General features: G+C 63.5%; 22 protein-coding genes. 6 read left to right on the plus strand and 16 right to left on the minus strand.

The window, feature by feature from the left end; genetic code table 11:
• The first annotated feature begins 1 nt into the window (after position 1).
• The 3 genes from fdhD (at position 2) to B9A15_RS17395 (ending at position 2,300) form a co-directional block, all read left to right on the plus strand.
• Positions 2–877: a formate dehydrogenase accessory sulfurtransferase FdhD gene (gene fdhD / locus B9A15_RS17385; protein WP_084411792.1), complete on the plus strand. Its 876-nt coding sequence runs from the start codon at positions 2–4 to the stop codon at positions 875–877.
• A gap of 109 nt (positions 878–986) precedes the next feature.
• Positions 987–1,238, plus strand: coding sequence for a formate dehydrogenase subunit delta (locus tag B9A15_RS17390; protein WP_084411793.1), 252 nt, complete (start codon positions 987–989; stop codon positions 1,236–1,238).
• A 195-nt stretch (positions 1,239–1,433) separates the two neighbouring features.
• Positions 1,434–2,300 (plus strand): polysaccharide deacetylase family protein, encoded by an 867-nt coding sequence (locus B9A15_RS17395; protein WP_084411794.1) that lies wholly within the window; start codon positions 1,434–1,436, stop codon positions 2,298–2,300.
• Between the two features lie 18 nt (positions 2,301–2,318).
• Here B9A15_RS17395 and B9A15_RS17400 read toward each other — a convergent pair whose 3' ends face one another.
• From B9A15_RS17400 to B9A15_RS17460, 13 genes are all read right to left on the minus strand, one after another.
• A complete protein-coding gene (locus B9A15_RS17400; protein WP_084411795.1) occupies positions 2,319–3,077 on the minus strand; it encodes an ABC transporter ATP-binding protein in 759 nt (252 codons plus the stop codon).
• Complete coding sequence (locus tag B9A15_RS17405; RefSeq protein WP_084411796.1) at positions 3,025–3,837, minus strand: ABC transporter permease; 813 nt, start codon at positions 3,835–3,837, stop codon at positions 3,025–3,027. Before B9A15_RS17405 ends, B9A15_RS17400 begins: the two co-directional genes overlap by 53 nt.
• Positions 3,827–4,807: an ABC transporter substrate-binding protein gene (locus B9A15_RS17410; protein WP_084411797.1), complete on the minus strand. Its 981-nt coding sequence runs from the start codon at positions 4,805–4,807 to the stop codon at positions 3,827–3,829. The genes B9A15_RS17405 and B9A15_RS17410 overlap by 11 nt, the downstream gene beginning before the upstream one ends.
• Before the next feature lie 152 nt (positions 4,808–4,959).
• Positions 4,960–5,550 carry an energy-coupling factor transporter transmembrane component T family protein gene (locus B9A15_RS17415; protein ID WP_084411798.1) on the minus strand — a complete coding sequence of 197 codons (591 nt, stop codon included), beginning with the start codon at positions 5,548–5,550 and terminating at the stop codon, positions 4,960–4,962.
• Positions 5,547–6,224: an energy-coupling factor ABC transporter ATP-binding protein gene (locus B9A15_RS17420; RefSeq protein WP_084411799.1), complete on the minus strand. Its 678-nt coding sequence runs from the start codon at positions 6,222–6,224 to the stop codon at positions 5,547–5,549. Before B9A15_RS17420 ends, B9A15_RS17415 begins: the two co-directional genes overlap by 4 nt.
• Positions 6,225–6,236: 12 nt before the next feature.
• Positions 6,237–6,803, minus strand: coding sequence for a biotin transporter BioY (locus tag B9A15_RS17425; protein ID WP_084411800.1), 567 nt, complete (start codon positions 6,801–6,803; stop codon positions 6,237–6,239).
• A 218-nt stretch (positions 6,804–7,021) separates the two neighbouring features.
• The gene (locus B9A15_RS17430; RefSeq protein WP_084411801.1) at positions 7,022–7,882 is read right to left on the minus strand and encodes a D-amino-acid transaminase; all 861 of its coding nucleotides are present in this window, start codon (positions 7,880–7,882) and stop codon (positions 7,022–7,024) included.
• Positions 7,883–8,138: 256 nt separating this feature from the next.
• A complete protein-coding gene (locus tag B9A15_RS17435) occupies positions 8,139–9,344 on the minus strand; it encodes a branched-chain amino acid ABC transporter substrate-binding protein (RefSeq protein WP_084411802.1) in 1,206 nt (401 codons plus the stop codon).
• Positions 9,345–9,505: 161 nt separating this feature from the next.
• Positions 9,506–9,853, minus strand: coding sequence for a DUF6867 family protein (locus B9A15_RS17440; RefSeq protein ID WP_084411803.1), 348 nt, complete (start codon positions 9,851–9,853; stop codon positions 9,506–9,508).
• The gene (locus B9A15_RS17445) at positions 9,853–10,623 is read right to left on the minus strand and encodes an ABC transporter ATP-binding protein (protein WP_084411804.1); all 771 of its coding nucleotides are present in this window, start codon (positions 10,621–10,623) and stop codon (positions 9,853–9,855) included. The genes B9A15_RS17440 and B9A15_RS17445 overlap by 1 nt, the downstream gene beginning before the upstream one ends.
• Entirely contained in the window at positions 10,620–11,591 is a 972-nt protein-coding gene (locus B9A15_RS17450; protein ID WP_084411805.1) for an ABC transporter ATP-binding protein, read from the minus strand. The genes B9A15_RS17445 and B9A15_RS17450 overlap by 4 nt, the downstream gene beginning before the upstream one ends.
• Positions 11,591–13,048 (minus strand): high-affinity branched-chain amino acid ABC transporter permease LivM, encoded by a 1,458-nt coding sequence (gene livM, locus B9A15_RS17455; RefSeq protein ID WP_084411806.1) that lies wholly within the window; start codon positions 13,046–13,048, stop codon positions 11,591–11,593. The genes B9A15_RS17450 and livM overlap by 1 nt, the downstream gene beginning before the upstream one ends.
• A gap of 6 nt (positions 13,049–13,054) precedes the next feature.
• A complete protein-coding gene (locus B9A15_RS17460; protein ID WP_084411807.1) occupies positions 13,055–13,972 on the minus strand; it encodes an ABC transporter permease subunit in 918 nt (305 codons plus the stop codon).
• 400 nt (positions 13,973–14,372) lie between these two features.
• Between B9A15_RS17460 and B9A15_RS17465 the strand changes: the two genes are divergently transcribed.
• Together B9A15_RS17465 and B9A15_RS17470 are read left to right on the plus strand one after the other, a co-directional pair.
• Positions 14,373–15,575 (plus strand): FIST N-terminal domain-containing protein, encoded by a 1,203-nt coding sequence (locus tag B9A15_RS17465; RefSeq protein WP_170923344.1) that lies wholly within the window; start codon positions 14,373–14,375, stop codon positions 15,573–15,575.
• On the plus strand, positions 15,572–16,975 hold the full coding sequence (locus B9A15_RS17470) for an ATP-binding response regulator (RefSeq protein WP_084411809.1): 1,404 nt from the start codon (positions 15,572–15,574) through the stop codon (positions 16,973–16,975). The genes B9A15_RS17465 and B9A15_RS17470 overlap by 4 nt, the downstream gene beginning before the upstream one ends.
• A 163-nt stretch (positions 16,976–17,138) precedes the next feature.
• On the opposite strand, the gene B9A15_RS17475 is transcribed toward B9A15_RS17470, so the two are convergent.
• Together B9A15_RS17475 and B9A15_RS17480 are read right to left on the minus strand one after the other, a co-directional pair.
• Positions 17,139–17,849 (minus strand): response regulator, encoded by a 711-nt coding sequence (locus B9A15_RS17475; RefSeq protein WP_084411810.1) that lies wholly within the window; start codon positions 17,847–17,849, stop codon positions 17,139–17,141.
• A gap of 254 nt (positions 17,850–18,103) precedes the next feature.
• The gene (locus B9A15_RS17480; RefSeq protein ID WP_084411811.1) at positions 18,104–18,865 is read right to left on the minus strand and encodes a phosphatase PAP2 family protein; all 762 of its coding nucleotides are present in this window, start codon (positions 18,863–18,865) and stop codon (positions 18,104–18,106) included.
• Between the two features lie 365 nt (positions 18,866–19,230).
• Here B9A15_RS17480 and B9A15_RS17485 point away from each other — a divergent pair, with 365 nt between their 5' ends.
• A complete protein-coding gene (locus B9A15_RS17485) occupies positions 19,231–19,725 on the plus strand; it encodes a MerR family transcriptional regulator (protein ID WP_170923345.1) in 495 nt (164 codons plus the stop codon).
• A gap of 124 nt (positions 19,726–19,849) precedes the next feature.
• Here the strand turns inward: B9A15_RS17485 and B9A15_RS17490 are convergent.
• On the minus strand, positions 19,850–20,137 hold a 288-nt coding region (locus B9A15_RS17490; RefSeq protein ID WP_139798459.1), incomplete at its 5' end, for a transposase.

The following is a 20,137-nucleotide window of genomic DNA, read 5'->3' on the forward strand; positions in this document are numbered from 1 at the left end:
AATGACCGAGAGCGACGCGACCAGCCTGACCTCCATCGCCTATCGCGGCGGAGGGTTCCGTGCCGAGACGCGCAACGTTCCGGCCGAACGGGCGGTGGCAATCTCAGTCGGTGGTTCGACCCATGCGGTGATGATGGCGACCCCTTCGGCGCTCGAGGATTTGGCGATCGGTCTCGTCCTCAACGAGCGGATCGCCGATGCGTTTGGTGAAATCGAGCGCATCGAGGTGGTCGAGACCGACATGGGCACCGACGTTCAGCTTTGGCTGACACCGGAGCGGGCGAAGACCTATGTGGCGCGTCGGCGCCAGATGACTGGGCCAGTGGGTTGCGGTCTCTGCGGCGTCGAGAGCCTGGAACTTGCCGCCCGTGATCTGCCGAGGGTCGCTGAACACCCCAGGCCGCTGGCGCCCCAGGACATCACGCGAGCGATGGACCGGATGGCGGGCGCGCAAGCGCTTTCGCGCCTCACCCGCGCCGTTCATGCCGCCGCTTTTCATCAGCGAGAGGGCGATGGCACGACCATGCTCGTCTGCCGGGAAGATGTCGGCCGGCATAATGCCCTGGACAAGGTCGCCGGCCATCTCGCGCGGCAAGGCGTCGATCCGGCCTCCGGCTTTCTGACGATCACCTCGCGCGTGTCGGTCGAACTCATCCAGAAGGCGGCGGTCATGGGCTGTCCCGTGATCGCAGCCGTCTCGGCGCCAACTGAGCTTGCCATCCGCGAGGCGGCTTCTGCCGGCGTCACCCTTGTCGCCGTCACACGCGGCGACGAATTCGAGATTTTCACCCATCCGGAGCGGATCGAGGGCGCGGCGGTCGCCGCCCGAGCCGCCGGACATCAGGAGCAGGCATTGACCCAGAGTGGTATGCGATAAAACGGAATCGCCGATCTGCTTCCAGTTTTTGTTTCAACGCATGATGTGATCCGAAAAGTCATGCAACTTTTCGGCATCATGCTCTCTTCGGCCAGGGAGGGCCGTTTCGATGCAGCGTGACAAGCTGGCCTATATGGCCAATCAGATCGCCACCTTCTTCCAGTCCTCGCCCGAGGGCGCCCGGTCGGACGGCGTCGCCGACCATATCAACATGTTCTGGGAGCCGCGCATGCGCACCCAGCTTTTCGAGCGCATCGACGCCGGCAAGACCGACGACCTGCACCCGCTCGTGCTGGAGGCGCTGCCCAATATCCGCCGGCCCGAAAAGCCGCTCGAAGAGCGTGCCAGCCACCAGGGCTGATCCGAGCTTCTGAGGTGAAGGCTCGCCTCCGCCGGTCAGAAGGGGACGGCAAAATCGATGCGTCGCCGCCGATTGTGCCTGCCGGCAACTCCCCGCGCTTGATCTCGGGAGTGAACAGAGCCTGCCGACCAACGGAACATTAACCTTAACACGACATGGTTTCGAAACGTCACCAACGGTTTTCGGAACATCGTCATGTCGCTTACTCGCCTCGGCGCGGCCCTCTTGAGCCTCGCGAGCCTTTCGGCCTGCGCCTCGAACGAAGCGGGGCGGCTTGCGCTCTCTTCGCCGCCAGCCCAGCCGACCGCGCTCTCGGCGCCGACATTGGCCTTTGGGGCGCAGCCGGTCGCGGTGGATGGCGGTTTCCCGCTCTATCAGTCGTTCCAGCCGGCCCGCCGTTCAGCGCTGGCGGGACGCACCATTGCGGTTGCTCAACTGTCCGACATCGACCTTCAGCCCGGCGAGGTCGTTCTGACCTTCGACGACGGTCCGATGCCCGGCAAGACGCCGAAGATCCTCGATGCGCTCGAAAAGGCTGGCGTCGGCGCGACCTTTCTGATGGTCGGTCAGATGGCGAAAGCCTATCCGTCGATCACCCGCGAGGTCGCGGCCAAGGGCCATACGATCGGCACCCATACCGAGAGCCATAAGAACCTCCGCACTTTGGGAACGGAAGCGGCGATGGCGGAAATCCGGCGCGGCGAAGCCTCCGTGGCAAAGGCGCTTGCCCCCGCCGGCTTCCACCCGGCGCCCTTCTTCCGCTTTCCCTATCTCGCCGACACACAGGCGCTTCGCGGCCGCCTGGCGGGTGAGGGCGTCGTGACGATCGACGTCGATATCGATTCCAAGGACTATTTCCGCGACGGCCCGAGCCGGGTCATGGCGCGCACATTGGATGCCGTCGAGCGCAAGCGCCATGGCATCATCCTCTTTCATGACATCCAGGCACGGACCGTCGCCATGCTGCCGGACTTTCTCGCCGAGCTCGAGCGGCGCGGCTATAAGGTGGTGGACCTGAAGCCGGCCGAGCCGATGGGGCCGCAGCTTCTCGCCCAGCGCTGACGACGGGCCATGCCGGGGTCAAAGCACCCCAGAATAACGCCGGTCGAGGTCGCGCACGGTCCGCTCGCGCCAGTCGGCGTCGCGGGCCGAACGGTCGCGATCGATGACCTCGACCCCGCGTATGCGAGCGGGGCGTTCGGTCAGAAACACGATGCGGTCCGAGAGCTGCACCGCCTCGCGCAGATTGTGGGTGACCATCAGCGCCGTTGTTCGCCGCGCCGACCAGACCGTGACAAGAAGCTGCCTCAGCCGTGTCGCCGTCATCTCGTCGAGGGAAACGAAGGGCTCGTCTAGAAGGAGAAGGCTCGGCTTGATCGCGAAGGCGCGGGCAAGGGCCACGCGACGCGCAAGGCCGAGCGAGAGTTCGGACGGATAGCGATTGCGCATCTCGGAGAGCCCGACGATCGCAAAGAGATCGTCGAGATTTTCGCTCTCCATGGCGTCCGGCAAAGCGAGACGGACATTGTCCTCCGCCGTCCGCCAGGGCAGGAGCCTCGGCTCCTGGAAGACGACCGCCGTGCGCCCCTCCTTCTCCGGCAAGCGGATATGGCCGGCAAAATCGTCGTCGAGGCCGAGAATGATGCGCAGCGTCGTCGTCTTGCCGCAGCCGGACGGGCCGATCAGCGTCGTGAAGCTTCCCGCCGGCACGTCGAATGCAATCTCGTCGATTGCATGGACGAGCACGCCGTCGGCGCCGCGAAAGCGCTTGTCGCGGACAAGGACCTCAAGCGCGCTTGGGGCGCCAGCGGGTCGAACGGGCTTCGAGGGGTTGGACAAGGAGGAACTCGATCAGGAGCATGACGACGACGAAGGCGAGCGTATAAGCGAGGATCGCGGCGACGTCGAAAAGCTGGAAATAAAGGTGGATCTGGAAGCCGACGCCGTTGGAGCGGCCGAGAAGCTCGACCACGAGAGCGATCTTCCAGATGAGGGCGAGGCCCGATCGCGAGGCAGCCGCAAAATAGGGCTGCAGTTGCGGCAAGATGACATGGCGCAGGGTCTTGGCGCGGCCGAAACGATAGACCTTCGCCATCTCCGCCAATTGAGGATCGAGCGCTCTTGCCCCCTCGCGCATGGTGACGACCACATTGGGGATCTTGTTGACCGCGATGGCCCCGATCGCCGCCACCTCGTTGAGGCCGAACCAGATATAGGCGAGAACGATGACGACGAGCGCCGGGATGTTGAGAAAGAGGATCAGCCAGGGGTCGAAGAAGCGGTTCGCCGAAGCGCTCATGCCGAGCGCGATGCCGATCGCCGATCCGATCACCATCGCGGTGACGAAGGCGAAGAAGACCCGCATTAAGGTCATGGCGAGATTGAACCATAGCTCGCCCGTCACCGCGTCGCGATGAAGCGCGTCAAGGACCGCCGGCGGCGCCGGTAGAACGCGGCTGTCGGCGATGATGGCCGCGATCCACCAGATCGCCAGAAGCCCCAGAAGCGAGACGAAGGTGAGCGCTTTCGGCGCCCATCCGCGCGACGCCAGACGATGGAGCCGGCTTTCGGTCTCCGCCGACTCTGCCTCAACCGCCATTTCCCTCACCGGTGAAATAGGTGCCTTCGACGAGGACCGGGCTCGGCCCGACGAGCCGCTCGCCGCCGATCCTTGCCAGAAGCTCATAGAGTTTGGCCGTATCCGCCGCTTCCGCCTCGGCGCTGCGGCCGGGAATCCCTTCGCGATATCGGGCTTTCAGCGTCTCGAAAGCGTCTTCGCTTTCGGCCTTCATCAAGGGGCGCAAGGCCTCCCAGGCCTCATCGGATGTCGCCAGAAGCGCCTTTGTCGCCTGGTCCGCTGCGATGAAGCCGGACACCGCCTCCGGATGCTCTTCTGCGAATTGATCCCGGAACACCCAGCCGATGGAGGCCACCGGCCCGTCGGTGCCCATCTGCATTGCGGCATCAGTTCCCGAGACGAGGGTGCGGAAGCCTTCGGCCTCCAGCCGGGCGGCGTAATGCCAGTAATTCAGAACCGCGTCGAGTTCGCCGGAGCGGGCCTTTTCGGCCAGGAGCGGCGGTGCCCCATAGGCAATCTCGTTCTCGGCCGACAGATCGATCTCAAAGTCGCGCGAGGCCAGGGCCTGGATGAGCAGCCAGTTCTTGTCGAGCGGGCCGCCGGCGACCCCGATCGTCTTGCCCTTCAGATCGCCGAGGGTCTCGACCTCGCTTTGCGCCGGCACCATCAGTGAGCCGACCGAGGTCGAATAGGGCAGAAAGGTGAAGTCGGCGCCTTCGGCCCGCTGGCGGGAGACCCAAAGCCAGTCGGAGACGATCATGTCGACGGCACCGGCCTGGAGCGCGACAGTGGAGGCATCCTCGCTGGCGAAGGGGACGATCTCAACATCGACGCCATGGGCCGTGTCGAGCCCCTCGCGCGTCATCGCGTCGAGTTCCCAATTGACGGTGCCATATTTTAGGACGCCGATTCGAACGCTTTCCTGGGCCCCCGCAGGGCCGGCAATGGCGAAAAGACAGGCGGCGACGGTCGCAATGAACCATGCTCGCATTTGGACGGTCCTCCCAAAACCCGTTCAAGTGCCCGGTGCGGTTCTAGCCCAAGGCAGTCGGCGTCGTCACGGCCTTCGCGCCCGGACTTTCGACCAGTGGAACACTTTTCCGTGGATGTCTCGGTTCAGATCGATGGGCTTCTCGCAGCCATTCAGCTTCGCGCATCGATCGCTTCGGCGATCTCGTCCCCCATCTTCAGGAGGCGCACGATCAGCGGCACGGCAAGCGCGATGGCGGAGCGATCGCGGCCCCGCGCCGCTTGCGCCTCCCTTATATCGGAGAAGACGGCGGCAATCACCGGCATGAAGCGGATCGCGAGGGAAATGGCGAGGCTGACCTTGGCCGTGTCGACCCCGAAACGGGCAAAAGGCGAGAGGCCGCGCTCCAGCGTCTCGACGAGGTCGCCCGTCTTTGTGGTGAGCGTGACGAGACCGGCCGCGAGGATCAGGGCGGCAAAGCGCAGGAAGAGAAGGAGGCCGGCCTCGAAGGAGACGAGCCAGGTTTGAACGGCCAAGAGGACGATGAGGACAAGAAGGAGCGGGCGGATTTGCGCAAACGCGATCCGCCAGGAAAGCCCGCCGATCGGATAAGCGAGGCTCGCAAGCGCGAGCCCGGCGCCTGCGATGAGCGGCGAGGAAAAGGCGAGCATGCCGATCGCGAAGAGAAGCAGCGCAAGGAGTTTCGCGCCGGGTTTCATGCGATGGATCGGGCTATCGCCCGGCCGGTAGAGGCCGCCGATCATCCGACGAGCCTTTCATAGGCGGCAATGGCGGCCGCCGGCCGATCGTCGCAAAGGATGCGGCCCTCGTCGATGACGAGCACCCGGTCGAAGTCTTCGAGGCGCTTCAGATCATGGGTGATCATGATGGCGCGTTGATCCAGGCGCTCGATATGGCTCATGATCCGCTTGGCGTTGCGAAGATCGAGCAGGGTCGTTGGCTCGTCGAGAACGAGCCAGTCCGGCTTAAGCACCAGAACGCCGGCCAAGGCCACCATTTGCCGCTCGCCGCCGGACAGTTCGTGGGCGAGCCGGTCCTTCAGCGCCGACAGTTCGAGGCGCGAAAGGATCGCCTCGACCTTTGCAGCGATCTCGGCCTTGGAATAGCCTCGGTTCTTGAGGCCGAAAACGATGTCCTCGCCCACCGTCGGATAGACGATCTGATTGTCCGGGTTCTGAAAGACAAAGCCGACCTTGCGGCGCACGGCCTTCGTGTCGCGCCGCGTGTCGAGACCGTCGACGGTGACCTTGCCCTCACTCGGCAGGACGAGACCATTGAGAAGCCTTGCAAAACTGCTCTTGCCCGAGCCATTGGCGCCGATGATCCCGACCCGGCGCTCTTCGATCGTCAGGGTGATATCACGCAGGACAAGCCGTTCCGATCGCTCCAGGGCAACGCCCGACAGATCGATGGACAAGGGGGAAGCCGATCAGGCCCGGGATCGGGAAAGCTGCGGCGTGATCAGCGGATAGGCGCGCTTTACCGCGACGATGACCGCGGCCGCAATGCCCGCCTTGATCAGGTCGCCCGGAATGAAGGCGATCATCGATCCGGTGAAGGCCTCGACCAATCCCATGCCGGACATGGCCGAATACCATGGAACGCCGACGCCGTAGATAATGCCGATGCCGCCGAGAACGGAAATCCCGAAGGCGCGGACGAAATCGAGCCTGGACCAGACGCGCTCGATGAGGAAGCCGATGACGAGAGCCGCGAGCGCCCAACCATAGATGAAGCCGGACCACGGGCCGACAAAGGCCGCGAGCCCTCCGCGCCCTCCCGACAAGAGCGGCATGCCGATCGCCACGAGGGCGAGAAACAGGAGCATCGAGAGAAAGCCGCGCCGGGCGCCCAGAATGCCGCCGATGAGCATGGGCCCCATGGATTGGGCGGTGATCGGAATGCCGAGGCCGGGGATCATCAGCGGCGGGAAGAGGCCGAGTGCGGCCATGAGCGCGGCGAACAGCGCGATGAAGACGATGTCCCGGGTGGCCATTTGTGTACCCCTCTCCGCTGGTCGATCCACGACCGCGTTTTTTCGCATCCGCCCGCAAATTGCAATGCAGCAAAGCGAGGGTATAGGGGATCGCATCTGATTGCCGTGTCCGATCGCGACGTCAGCATTTGGATCGAAGCCCTCAGAGGGGTCGTCATCCTCGGCACACAGGGTCCCCTTTCTCTAGGAGAGCGAGGATGACGAGTCGTTGGGGGCGCTCAGATTGCGGTGCGCTCGGCTTCCGCTATGTAGATGTCGCGCAGACGCTTGGCGGTTTCGCCGGGCGTACCTTTGCCGATGGCGACGCCGTCGATCGAAACGATCGCCGTGACGAAGGAACTCGCCGAGGTGATGAAGGCCTCGCTCGCGGCCTTGGCCTCGTCCGGCGTGAAGCTGCGTTCCTCGATCGACAGCCCCATCTCGCTCGCCAGCCGAAGCACCGAGGCCCTCGTGATGCCGTGAAGGATCGAATGAGACAGGGCTCGTGTGACCAGGGCGCCGTCAGCCGTCACGATATGGGCGTTGTTGGAGGTGCCTTCGGTGACGAGCCCGTCCTCGCCAACCATCCAGGCATCCTGTGCGCCGGCGGCCTTCGCCTGCATCTTCGCCATGGAAGGGTAGAGAAGCTGAACGGTTTTGATGTCCCGCCGGGCCCAGCGAAGATCGGGAACTGTGATCACGGATAGGCCGCGCTCAGCGGCCTCGGTCTGCCTCAGCGCCTTGGCCTGGGTGAAGAGGACGAGACCCGCTGGCGTCTCCTTCGGCGGAAATAGAAAGTCTCGATCGGCGGCGCCACGGGTCGACTGCAGGTAGACGAGCCCCTCGTCGAGCCCGTTGCGCTGAACAAGCTCACGATGAATGGCAAGCAGCTCGTCGTCGCTGCCGGGTGAGGGGAGGTCGAGTTCGGAAAGCGAGCGTCTGAGACGCGCCATATGGCCGGAAAAGTCGACGAGCTTGCCGCCGAGAACGCTCACCACCTCATAGACCGCATCGGCAAACAGAAAGCCGCGATCGAAGACGGAAATCGTCGCTTCCGCCTCGGGTAGATAGGCGCCGTTGCAATAGACGATGCGGGACATGGGGATGCTCCGGACATGTGGGCTTTTCAGTCAGGTCCATAAGCCGGGACTGCGCGCAAGAGAAGGCGCTTAAGCGTCACCGCGACAGGATCGAAGTCTGAAGCCCGGCTGAGTTCGGCTCGGGCGAGCAGCCGCAAGACGGGGCTGGCGGGCGAAGACCGGAAAAAGCGAAGGGCCCCGGCGCAATCGCGCCGAGGCCCCTCGATAAAGATCAGCCAAAGCGCCTTATCGACGCTTGGCCTTGAGGCGGTGAACCTCAGTTGGTCTTGGCTTCGCCGTCGTCCGACGTCGCCTTTTCCATGGAGGCGCCTTCGCCTTCCTTCAGCTGGTCACCGCCCTTGCCCGTCATGTCGGTGTCGGTCGCCACCTGATAGTAGTCGTATTGGCCGTTGTCCCACTCATAGACGACATAGCCAGGCAGGGTGACGTCGCCCTTGTCGTCGAATTTCAGGTCACCGATCACCGTGTTGAAATCGCCGGTGTCGAGCGCCTCGACGACGGCGTCGTAATCGGTCGAGCCAGCCGCCTCGACGGCGTCCTTCCAAGCCTGGATCGCGGCATAGGTGTAAAGGACATAGCCCTCGGCCGTCTTGCCGGCCTTTTCCAGCTCCGCGACGACCGGGGCGGCCGCCTCGTTCTTGCGCGGATCGGGCGAGAAGGTCATCAGCGTGCCGGCGCCGGCATCGCCCGTGATCGCCCAATATTCCTCGGCGACCAGCGCGTCACCCGACATCAGGACCGTGTCCATGCCCTGCTCGCGCATCTGGCGAACCATAAGGCCGGCCTCGGTGTGGTAGCCGCCGACATAGAGAAGGGTGATACCCTGCTGCTTCAGCTTGGTGACGAGAGCCGTGTAGTCCTTCTCGCCGGCTGTGTAGGATTCGACCAGGGTCGGCGTGATGCCGAGCTTTTCGAGGTTCTTCTGGGTCTCGTCGGCAAGGCCCTTGCCATAGGCGGTCTTGTCGTTGATCACCGCGATCTTGGCATCGGGAAACTGCTCGGCGATGAAAGCCGCCGCCACTTCGCCCTGCTGATCGTCACGGCCGCAGACGCGATAGATGCCGTCGCTCGGCCGCTGGTCGGTGAAGGCCGGGTTGGTCGAGGCCGGCGAGATCTGGACGATCTGCTCGTCGGCATAGACCTGGCTCGCCGGGATCGAGGAGCCCGAGCAGAAATGACCGGCGACAAAGGGAATGCCCTGCGACGCGAATTGGTTGGCGACGGCCACCGCCTGCTTCGGATCGCATGCGTCATCGCCGATCGAGAGCTTCAGCATCTCGCCATTGACGCCGCCAGCGGCGTTGATGTCCGCGACAGCCTGTTCGGCGCCGACGCGAAGCTGCTCGCCGAAGCTCGCATACTGACCGGTCATCGGGCCAGCGACGCCGATCGTGATGTCGGCGAAGGCCGCGCCCGCAAAGACGAGATTGAGCGCTGCGCCGGCTAGAAGTGCCTTTTTCATGAAACTCCCCTGTTGTTCATTCTTAGGCTGCCCGGTGGGCGTTGGTCAGGAACGGACATGGCCGACCTGGGGCGGATTAAAGACCGGTTTGGCGATGTTGAACAGAGGCTTGGCGATTTTTTCATCAAAGCGGAAAAATTCGCCAGGCATGAGGTCTCCGTTCAGCCGGCTTTCAGGAAACCATATTGGCGAGCCATTTGCCGGCTTCGCACGAAGCTGCGTCCGGCGGCGGCGATTGCAAAGAGAACGACATAGTCGACGAGGCCGTAATGGAGCGCCGTCCAAAAGCCGGACAGGGGCAGGAAGAACGTCCCTCCGAACAAGCTGAAATGGATGAAGCGCACGGCGAGCGTCAGGAGGAAGACGTAGAAGGCCATCAGCCCCCAGCCGCTCCATCCCAGGGCGGTCGAGCGGCCGATGGCGAAGGCACCGCCGCCGCCGAGAATGACGGTGACGAAGAGAAACTCGACGATCGAGACTTCCCACAGAAGGCCCATTTCGTTTTCCATCAGTGGGCTCCTCCTTCGAGATAGGCGCTGCGCACCTCTTCGCGCGACAGAAGCTCGCGCCCGGTACCGCTCATGGTGATGCGTCCATTGACCATGACATAGCCGCGATGGGCGAGGCGCAGGGCATGGAAGGCGTTCTGCTCGACCAGGAAGACAGTCAGGCCCTCGCTGCGATTGAGTTCGGAGATCGCCGAGAAGATCTGCTTGACGATGATCGGAGCAAGACCGAGCGAGGGTTCGTCCAGAAGCAGAAGCTTCGGCCGGCTCATCAAGGCGCGTCCGATGGCGAGCATCTGCTGCTCGCCGCCCGACAAGGTGCCGCCGCGCTGGTTGCGCCGCTCCTTCAGGCGCGGAAACAGTTCGAAGACCTTGTTGAGGTCGGCATCGAAATGCTTCGGATCCTCCAGAAGCGCGCCCATCTGGAGATTTTCCATCACCGTCATGCGCGGGAAGATGCGCCGCCCTTCCGGAGATTGGGCGATCGAACGCGACATGATGTCATGCGTCGGCAGGCGCGTGATGTCATCGCCGCGATAAAGGATCTCGCCGGACCGGGCCTGCGGATTGCCGCAGATCGTCATCATCAGCGTCGACTTGCCGGCACCGTTCGCCCCGATGAGTGTGACGATCTCGCCGGCATAGACGTCGATATCGACGCCGCGAAGGGCTTGGATCTTGCCATAGAAGGTCTCGACACCGCGCACCGAGAGCATGAGTTCGCGCGACGATGCCTCGGGCGCCGCGTTCGACGTCTGAGCCACCGCGCTCATGCCATGCCTCCTTGCGTGGGTTGCGGCCCGGTCGGTTTCACCGTGCCGGCCTGGAGGTCCTCTTCTACCTCGTCGACTTCCTCATCGTCGACGCCGAGATAGGCGGCGATGACCTTCGGATCGGACCTGACGCTCGCCGCATCGCCATCGGCGATCTTGCGGCCATAATCGAGCACGACGATATGGTCGGAGATTTCCATCACGACGCCCATGTCGTGTTCGATGAGCAGGATCGACACACCGTCCTTGTCGCGGATCGAGCGCAGAAGCTCGTTGAGCTCGGTCGATTCGCGCGGATTGAGACCGGCCGCAGGCTCGTCGAGGCATAAGAGACCCGGATTGGTGCACATGGCACGGGCGATTTCCAGACGCCGCTGATCGCCATAGGCGAGGTCGGCAGCCGGATCGTCCGCCCGGTCAAGGAGCGCGGTGCGCTCCAGCCAGTCGATCGCCCGGTCCTTGGCCTCGGCCGCCTTGCGCCGATAGCCCGGCAGGCCGAGGAGACCGGCGATCGAGAACCCGGAGGCGCGCATCAACTCGTTGTGCTGGGCGACGAGAAGGTTTTCCAGAACGGTCATGCCGCCGAAGAGGCGAATGTTCTGGAAGGTCCGCGCAACCCCCGCCGTCGCCGTGATCCGGAAATCGGACATGCGCTCGAGAAGATAGATGCCGCCGTCTTGGCTCTCCTGATACTGGCGGCCGGATTTCGTCAGCGTCTCGACCTCATGGTCGCTGCGCGCCGCGCCGCGATTGAAGACGATCCGTCCCTCGGTCGGGCGATAGAAACCGGTGACGCAGTTGAAGACCGTCGTCTTGCCGGCACCGTTCGGGCCGATCAGGGCGGTGATGTCGCCGCGCCCGACATTGAAGGAGAGGTCGTCGATGGCGACGAGGCCGCCGAAGCGCATGGTAAGATGCTGGACGGACAGGATCGGATCGCGTGTCCAGCGCTGTGCGGTGCTCGCCATTAGTGACCCTCACCCTGAGAGACGAGATCGGCGCCGATCTTCTTTCTTTCCTTGTAGATGACCGACGGCGTTCGGGTGGAGACCAGCCCGCGCGGCTTCCAGACCATGATCACGACCATGGCGAGGCCGAAGATGAGCATGCGGTATTCCGTCGGGTCGAAGCCCGATCCGAAGACCGCCTGCAGCGCCGTCAGATTTCGCAAAAGCTCGATGCCGCCGATCATCACCACCGAGGCGATGACGACGCCGAGCTGCGAGCCGAGGCCGCCAAGCACCACGATGGCGAGGATGATCGCCGATTCGATGAAGGTGAAGCTCTCGGGCGAGATGAAGCCCTGACGGGTGGCGAAGAAGGAGCCGGCAAAGCCGCCGAACATCGCACCCGTCGCAAAGGCCGAGAGCTTGACATTGACGGTGTTGATGCCGAGCGCCCGGCAGGCGATCTCGTCCTCCCGCAAGGCCTCCCAGGCACGGCCGACGGGGAGCTTGCGCAGGCGCATGGTGACGAAATTGGTCAGAAGCGCCAGCGCCAGGATGATGTAATAGAGGAAGACGAAGCGCTGAACGGGGTCGTAGTCGATCCCGAAGAATTCCGCGAAGGAGCCTTCGCCGCGGGAGAATTCGAGGCCGAAAAGGGTCGGCTTCGGAATGCCGAGAATGCCGTTCGGGCCGCCGGTGAAGTCGTACCAGTTGAGGAGGACGACACGGATGATCTCACCAAAGGCCAGCGTGACGATGGCCAGATAGTCTCCCCTCAGCCTCAGCACCGGGAAGCCGAGCATGATGCCCCAAAGCGCCGCGAAAAGCCCGGCCATCGGCAGGCAGACCCAGAAGCCGAGGTCGAAATTCGTCGCCAGCAGCGCGAAGGAATAGGCGCCCACCGCATAGAAGGCGACATAGCCAAGATCGAGCAGGCCGGCGAGGCCGACGACGATGTTGAGGCCCCATCCGAGCATCACATAAGTGAGGATGAGTATCGCGAGATCGAGGAGATAGCGGTTCTGGCGCGGCAGAAAGCTGTCGAGCAGGAAGGGCAGGGTGAGCGCCACAACGAGAAGCACGGCGCCGATGATCTTGCCGATCGGCAGCGATTTGCCGCCAGCCTTCGTCATCTTGAAGGCGCGGGTGATCGGTCGGTCCGACTTGAAGATGAAGTAGGACAGAAGGAATCGGCCGACAAAGGCGATCGCGGCCCAGACCAGCCAGACATCCGGTCTGAAGGACAGTTCCAGCCCGCCGCCGTCGATATTGGTGCGAAAGGCGAAGAAGAAGATGGTCAGCCCGGCGACGAGGGCGCCGGTGATCGCCGCTTCCTTAAGCGCTGCGACAAGACGCGAATCATCGGCCGGCGCCGGGTTGAAGGGCGGCTCGCCGCGCATGGCCGCGCGCCGCTCTTCGCTTTCAAGCTCAGCGCCTTCCGGCCGCTGTGTGGAGGTCGGGGACATCGAAGAGGCCATGATCGATCAGACCTTCTCGACTTCGGGGCGGCCGAGAAGGCCGGAGGGCAGGAAGATCAAGACGATGGCCAGGATCGAGAAGGCCGCGACGTCCTTGTACTCCACCGAGAAATAGCCGGACCAGAAGGTCTCGATGAGGCCGATGGCGAGCCCGCCGAGCATGGCGCCGGGCAGCGAGCCGATGCCGCCGAGAACCGCTGCGGTGAAGGCTTTCACGCCAGCGATGAAGCCGATGTAGAAGTCGATGACGCCGTAATAGAGCAGGTACATCGTGCCGGCGACGGCGGCGAGACCCGCACCCATCACGAAGGTCAGGGAGATGGTCCGGTCCACATTGACGCCGAGGAGCGAGGCCATCTTGCGATCCTGTTCGCAGGCGCGCTGCTGGCGTCCCAGGGACGTCTTGCCGATGATCAGCGAGAAGGCGGTCATCAGCACGACCGTCATGACGATGATGATCAGCTGCATCCAGGAGAGCTGGACCACGATGCCGCTCGGGCTGTCCATTAGGGTGATGCCGCCCTGGATCTGCGGGGGCAGCGGCTTGACGCGCGCGCCTTGCGTGATCTGAACGAAATTCTGCAGGAAGATCGACATGCCGATCGCGGTGATCAGCGGGGCGAGGCGGAAGGAGCCGCGCAACGGACGATAGGCGACCCGCTCGATGGTCCAGCCCCACAGCGCCGTGAAGATCATCGCGACGGCAAGAATGATGAGGAGGACGAGGGGAAGAAAGGTGATGCCCAGCGCCGCCAGTGCCAGAAAGCTCGTCAGCGCAATGAACGCGCCGATCATGAACACTTCGCCATGGGCAAAGTTGATCATGCCGATAATACCGTAGACCATCGTGTATCCGATGGCGATCAGCCCATAGATCGAGCCGAGCGTGATCCCATTGATCAGCTGCTGCAGAAAATATTCCATTCGCGCCCGTGTCGTTCTTCTGTCTTAAGGACTGGATCGCGGAGGGCTCTGTCAGGAACGCCGCGTCCATAGGCATGATGCATTCCATAGCAGACGGCCGCTGGCAACCCCGGCGCATCGCCTATCGAGGCCCTGTCCCCGCACTTTGTTCAACTTGTCTGACCCCGCGAACAGCCGGCTTGACACCTGAAAGCGCAGGCTATGCCGAGAGTTGGCGTGAGTCGTCCTGCTACAGAACGGCGAAGACCCTCTTGGCATTTGGAGAAGAGGCGAAGATTAGCTGCCGCTGCTTGTCGGCTCCGCCAGTTTTGATTATTTCTAAATTCGGGAGATGGCGGAGGCCGGCCCGTGCGGCCCTACCTTGACCGGCAGGCGCTCGGGGCGGATGGGAGGAGACGCGATGCGGGATGCGCCCACCAACGGCGATCTCCGGGCAACTGGCATCGAGACGATCGTCTATCGCGGCGACGATATCGCAGAACTCTGCACCGAGGCGGCGGCGATCGCCGACGAGCGCGAGCACACGCTGCTCGTCGCCATGTTCGACCCGGCCTTCGACGCCGACGAGTTGGCGCTTGCCTTGAAAAGGCGAGTCGCTGTCCCGACCCAGATCTGCTGTTCGACGGCCGGCAATATCTCGCCTTTCGGCTATATCGACGGCGGCGCCGTGCTCGTCTTGTTTCCGGCAGACAGCTTCGAGGCGCTCGCTGCGGTCGTGCCCGACATTTCGTCGGAAGGTCTTGATCGGGGCGCCAAGATCGCGGCCGACCTCCTGTCGAGCTTCGAGCGCCAGGTGGCGCATCGGCGAGGCGAGAGCCGTATCGAGGGTGGGCCCTTCGCTCTGACCTTCATCGATGGCCTGTCGAATCACGAGGAGGTAACAGTCGCCGCTTTCCAGCGGGCCCTGCCGGCGATCCCCCTCGTCGGCGGTTCGGCCGGAGACGGCCTTAGCTTTCGCAGCACCCGTGTCTGCCATGAGGGGCGCGCCCATGCCGATGCCGCCGTCTTGTGTCTCGTCTGGTCGCGGCTGCCCTTCCGTCTGTTCAAGTCCGAGCATTACCGCCCGAGTGACACGCGGCTGGTCGTCACGGCCTGCGACGCGGAGAAGCGTCTCGTCACCGAGCTCAACGGCGTCGATGCGGCACTCGAATACGCCAATGTTCTGGGTCTCGACCCTAAAAGCCTGACGCCCTTCTCCTTCGCCTCTCATCCGGTCGCCGTGCGCGTCGGAGGCGAACATTACTGCCGGTCGATCCGGCGCATGGAGCCGGAGGGTCTGTCCTTCTTCTGCGCCATCGAAAACGGCGTCGTCCTGACGATTGCCGAGGGGCGCGACATGATCGGGACGATGCGCGAGACCCTAGATTCGGTCGCCGAGGAGATGGGCGGCATCGACCTCGTCATCGGATTTGACTGCATCTTGCGGCGCATCGAGGCGGAGGAGCGGCAGATGAGCCGGCAGGTCGCCGAGGTGTTCAGGGACTACAACGTCCTTGGCTTCACCACCTACGGTGAGCAATATATGTCGATGCATCTCAACCAGACCCTGACGGGGATCGCTTTTGGTCGTGCCGCCGGCAGCGCCGGTGGGCTTTCGGCATGAGCGGAGCGACGGACGGCCCCATCGTCCTTGGAACGCTCGGCCCGATCGAGGAGGCGGGCACCAAGGCCTCGTCGGAAAGCGAGGAGGTTCGCCGTCTGAAGCGGATCAATCTCGCTTTGTTGCGGCGGGTCGAGCAGGTCATCGACAGCCAGGCCGGGGCCTATAGCCTGTTTCAGACCGCAATCCAGCGTGAACTCCTCGTCCAAAAGCGCACGACAGAGCTCTCCGAGGCCTTGAAGCGCCTCGAACAGACCAATCGCGAGAATCTTGCCGCCCGAGAGGCGGCCGACAATGCCAACCGCTCCAAATCGAAATTCTTGGCGGCGGCCGGCCACGACATTCTTCAACCGTTGAATGCGGCGCGGCTTTCCCTGTCGGCGCTCCTCGCGTCGGGCGTTCCCGAAGAGGGGGAGCGCTTCGCGGCGGCCGTCGACCGGGCGCTCGACACGATGGAAGATCTCATCGGCAGTGTTCTCGATATCGCCCGGCTCGATGCTGGCGTGATGGAGCCGGAGATCGGCGAAATTCGCCTGCGCGAGCTGATCGATACGCTCGTCGCCGAATATCAGCCGCTGGCCACGGGCAAGGGCCTACGCCTGCGCTCGGGCGGCGCCAATCTCATCGCGGCATCCGATGGCGCGCTGCTCAAACGACTTCTGTCCAATCTTCTGTCCAACGCCATTCGCTATACCGACGAAGGCGGCGTTCTTATCGGCTTGCGGCGCCGGGGCCAGATGGTGCGCATCGACGTTGCCGATACCGGCCATGGCATCGCGGCCGATCAGTATGAAAAGATATTTGAGGAGTTCCATCGTGGACGGCTGGCCGAGCGAGGGCCGTCGTCACGGCCGGGCCTCGGTCTCGGCCTCTCCATCGTCAAGCGGATTGCCTCCTCGCTCGATCATCGCCTAACCTTTCGCTCTCGCGTCGAGCGCGGCACGGTTTTCTCACTCACCCTGCCGCTTGCCGCCGTCTCGATGGCCGAGCCGCGCATCGCCCAGCCGACCGTCAAGACAGCCGGCTTCGGCCTCGCTTTCGCGAAGGTGCTTTTGGTCGAGAATGATCCGACGGTGATGGAGGCGACGCTCGGCCTTTTGGAGCGCTGGTCCTGCACGGTGCGCACGGCCACGGGAATTCGCGAGGCACAGGCCGTCCTCGCCTCGGACAGCTTCTATCCCGACGTCGTGCTCGCCGATTTCTGGCTCGACAAAGGCCAGGTCGGCACCGACGTCGTCGAAGCCGTGCGCTCGACGATGGGGTGGGTGGTCCCGGCCTGCATCATGACAGCCGACTATTCGGACGAGACCGCAGAACAGGTCCAGAAGGCCGGCTGCGAGCTGCTGCGCAAGCCGGTCCGCCCGGCCGAGTTGCGGGCCTTGCTCGCGCACATGACGGGTTGATCCGGCCTCCGGTGATCGCGCCGATCACCGGATCAAGCCTTGCGCGGCGCGTGAGCCTCTTGCAAATCCATCATTGCGAAGCGATCCCGTGGATCTTGCAAGTCACGGCCGCTCACGTCCCTCTGCAGGTGCCGAGGCGCGCCATGCGGACGGGGCGCGCCGATCAGGCGGTGGCCGCTGCAGAGCGCAGCGGGTCGGCCGTACTCTCCTTGCCGCCTTCATCCCTGGGGGCGAGATTCTCGAAGTCGAGCTTCGCCACCTCGATCACCGCCTGGGTGCGGCTGAAGACATTGAGCTTTCGCAGGATTTCCGAGACATGCGCCTTCACGGTCGTTTCGCCGACCGACAGCTCATAGGCGATCTGCTTGTTCAGGAGCCCTTGGCGGATCATGCCGAGAACGCGCAACTGCTGGGGCGTCAGGCTGGCGATGCGCGAGGCGATGGCGGCGATGTCCGGATGGTCTTCCGGTCCGTCCGGAATGAGGCCATTCTGCACATAGACCGAACCCGAGAGGACTTCCCGGATGGCGGCGGCCAGATCCATCTTCTTGGCCGCCTTCGAGACGAAACCGGCGACGCCATAGGACAGGACCTGTCGGACGATCTTCGGATCGTCGAGCGCCGAGACGACGAGAAGTGGCAGACGAGGAAAGCGGGCGCGAAGCTCCAATAGGCCCTCGAAGCCGGATACGCCCGGCATGGTCAGATCGAGAAGGGCCAGATCGAGCCTGTTCGAATCCGCCCCGATGACTTCGATCGCGACATCGATCGAGTCGGCCTCCAGCGTTTCCGACTCCGGCACGGCGGCGTGGACGGCCATGCGCAACGCTTCGCGGAAGAGCGGGTGATCGTCGATGATGAGGAATTTGTTCATGGCTGCGGATCCTTCACGCCGCGGGACGTCGCATCGCGCGCGCCCGCATCGTTCGGAGCCAGAGTAAAAATTCGAACCGCGCGAAGCAATTGGCCTTTTGTGCGATCATAGCCTTCGACCCTCGGGACACAACGCCAAGCCGATCCGCCATTCGGGCGTCGCGTCATACGAAATCCGTTTGATCGTTTCGCGATCATGGATTCCCAAGCCGCTTAAACGCCGTGCAAGCTTTGATACGGAGGAGCCCGACTGAATCAGTCGGACACCATATCGGAGCTTCCACCATCATCATTCGCCGATTGCGGCTCGACTGCACCGCGGCTCTCCAGCCATTTGGCGATGAACCACCAAAGGATCGCCCATGTCGCGCCGAGGGTCCAGCCGGCGAGGACATCGCTCGGCCAATGAACGCCGAGATAGACCCGGCTGATGCCAACGAGAATAGTGAGTAAGGCGGCCACGGCGATCAGATAGGCCCTCACGCGCCGCTTCTCTTCAACGCGGGCGGTCAGGATCGCCAGCGTCAGATAGGTGACCGCGGACATCATGGCGTGGCCGCTCGGAAAGCTCGCCGTATAGACATAGGAGCCGTGCGGCACGAGGTCGGGACGTGGCCGCGAGAACCCCCATTTGAGAAGCTGGCTCATGGCAAAGCCCGAGGCGATCGCCGCGACGACGAGCCAGCCGGAACGCCACTGGCCGCGCATGCCGAGATAGATTGCGGTGACGGCGGTGATGAGAATCAGAACGCCGGTTCCCCCGAAGGCCGTCATGTCGCGCCCGAACTCTTCGACCCAATGGGGGCCGACCGGATCTGTCGGATCGGCGGGGCTGCGAAGGGCGAGCAAGATTTCGGTGTCGAGGCCCTTGGTGTCGCCTTCCAGCACCTCGCCAGCCAGAGCGATGAAACCCCAGATTGAAACTGCCGCGATCAGGATGGCGATGAGGCTGCGGCTTTCAATCCGTCGTGCTGCGACCGTCAGGAGGCGTAGAAAGCGCTTGAGCGATTCGGGCATTCGTATCTCACTTATCGATCCGGTCCTCAAAAAGAGAACGGTGCGTTAATTTCACGGCAAACAATATGCGTTGACTGATAATTCGCCGAGATGGAAGCGTGAAGGGAGTGCAAGGACAGCAGGTGTTCGACGACAGTATGGGGATAAAAATGTATGCTAGGTAAGACATTTGTCTCTGTTGACAGGCACAGCCTTTGGTTTGCCATCTGCTGTTTTAGGCTGACGCCTAGCCGTATGGCCGCTTGAGGGGCCGAAATGTCGACCGGCGCGCGGATTGATCTGAGCCGAGCCAATCTGTAACCCGCTGTGACGATTATGAGAGTCGAAGTGAGGCAATGGACGTTCGAGGCGCGCGAAAGAGCGGGATGCTCAAGATCGGGGAAGTCGCCGCGCTGCTGCGCACGACGCCCCGCACGCTGCTCTACTACGAGGAACAAGGGATCATCCGGCCGGCCAAGACTTCTGGCGGGACCCGAATGTTCAGCGATATGGACATCCGGCGTTTCGCGGTGGCTTACGAGTTGGCCGGGCTCGGCGTGTCTATCCGAGCAATCCGTGAACTGACCGCCGTCGTCGAAACCGAGACCTCGCCCCAAGAGGCCGCGCGCAAGCTCAGCGTCATGCTCGATGGTCTGCAGGACGACATCCGGGCGCGCGTCAAACAGCTGGAGCGCATTTCCGGCGACATCGCGGAAGCCCATCGATGGCTGGAAGAGGTGGGCGAAGGCGAAAATGCTGGCGTCTCTGACGGTCTGACCATCGGCGAAGCGGAAGCGGCGACCCGGCCGATCCTGTCTCTGATCGTCCATCAGCCCGGCGCCATCGAGGACATGGGCAAGGAGACGAACTCGCGGGACTGAGCCTCTGCCCCTTCGAGCTTTGTAAACTGCTGTAAACCCTCTGGGGTCTTTGGTGGCTTATCTCGAGAGTTGGCGACGAGCGCTCAAGACTTCGCCACCGTGGGGAGAGCGACTGTCTTTCCGGTCAAGCGCTTTGCCATGGTCTTTTGTCCCTTATGATGGCGTTGAGGATGGTGAGGAGCTTTCGGTTGGTTGCGACGGTTGCAACGATCTTCGGCTTGCCTTGTGCGACGAGCCGATCGCGGAAGGCCTTGATGACCGGGTTGTGCCGGCTGGCGACGAGGGCTGCCATGAACAGCACCGCGCGCACCTTGCCCCTGCCGCCGCCGATGAAGCTCTTGCCCTTCCACGTGCCTGATTGCCGCGTCCAGGGTGCAAGCCCTGCCAGCGAAGCGATCTGACGCCGGTCGAG

This window comes from Fulvimarina manganoxydans (assembly GCF_900176465.1).
Lineage (GTDB): Bacteria > Pseudomonadota > Alphaproteobacteria > Rhizobiales > Rhizobiaceae > Fulvimarina > Fulvimarina manganoxydans.